The sequence below is a fragment of the Hydrogenophaga sp. genome (genome assembly GCF_018780385.1).
Taxonomy (GTDB): Bacteria; Pseudomonadota; Gammaproteobacteria; order Burkholderiales; family Burkholderiaceae_C; genus Hydrogenophaga.
The window spans coordinates 1-1192 of the sequence record NZ_JADMJO010000143.1; the positions used below are offsets into that span (position 1 = coordinate 1).

The following is a 1192-nucleotide window of genomic DNA, read 5'->3' on the forward strand; positions in this document are numbered from 1 at the left end:
AACACCAGCTCCACGCTGGAGCGGCTCGCCGGCTTGCGCGTGTTGGTGCCGTTGAAGATCACGTCCTGCATGGACTCACCGCGCAGCTCGGAGGCCTTGGACTCGCCCAGCACCCAGCGCACGGCATCCATGATGTTGGACTTGCCACACCCGTTGGGACCGACCACGCCCACCAGCTGGCCCGGGAGCATGAAATTGGTCGGTTCGGCGAAGGACTTGAAGCCGGAGAGCTTGATGGAGTTGAGACGCACGGCGCTGCCCGATGACTGACTGGATGAGAAACGCCCGCCCGAGGCCGACGACGCGAGCGAAATGATACCCCGCTGCCCCTGCGGGCCTGCCCGGGGTGCGTCACCAAAGCGGTGAACGCCCCCTGGGGGCGGGGGTATCCGGGGCAAACGGATAATCGGGGGATGAACCCGCTTCTGTCCCGTCTGCAGCCCTACCCCTTCGAACGTCTGCGTCGGCTGTTTGCCGACATCACCCCCAACCCGGCCCTGCGCCCCATCAGCCTGGGCATTGGCGAGCCCAAACACGCCGCCCCCGACTTCCTGAAGCAAGCCCTGGCCGCCGCGCTGGACACCGGCCTCTCCAGCTACCCCGCCACCGCCGGCGAGCCTGCCCTGCGCGAAGCCTGTGCGGCCTGGGTGCAGCGGCGCTACGGCGTGGCGGTGAACCCGGCCACCCAGGTGCTGCCGGTCAATGGTTCGCGAGAGGCCTTGTTCGCCTTCGCCCAGACCGTGATCGACCCGACCCGCCCGGGCGCCACGGTGGTGTTTCCCAACCCGTTCTACCAAATCTACGAGGGTGCGGCCCTGCTCGGTGGCGCCGAGCCGTTCTATGTGGCCAGCGACCCGGCGCGCAATTTCGCGGCCGACTGGGACGGCGTGCCGGCCGAGGTGTGGGCCCGCACCCAGCTGCTGTTTGTGTGCTCGCCGGGCAACCCGGCCGGCGCGGTGATGCCGCTGAAGGAGTGGCGCAAGCTGTTCGAACTGAGCGACCGGCACGGCTTCGTGATCGCTTCCGACGAGTGTTACAGCGAGATTTACTTTCGCGACGAGCCGCCGCTGGGCGGGCTGGAGGCGGCGCAAGCGCTCGGCCGCACCGATTTCCGCAACCTGGTGAGCTTCACCAGCCTGTCCAAGCGCAGCAACGTGCCCGGCCTGCGCAGCGGTTTTGTGGCCGGTGACGC

Annotated in this window: 2 protein-coding genes; one reads left to right on the top strand and one right to left on the bottom strand. The window is 68.3% G+C overall.

What is annotated here, in order from left to right:
• Window positions 1–251 (bottom strand): AAA family ATPase (locus IV113_RS25010; protein ID WP_291090986.1); only part of this gene is annotated, 251 nt, incomplete at its 3' end.
• Window positions 252–413: 162 nt separating this feature from the next.
• Here IV113_RS25010 and IV113_RS25015 point away from each other — a divergent pair.
• Window positions 414–1192: aminotransferase class I/II-fold pyridoxal phosphate-dependent enzyme (locus tag IV113_RS25015; protein ID WP_291090988.1), on the top strand; the 779-nt coding region annotated here is incomplete at its 3' end.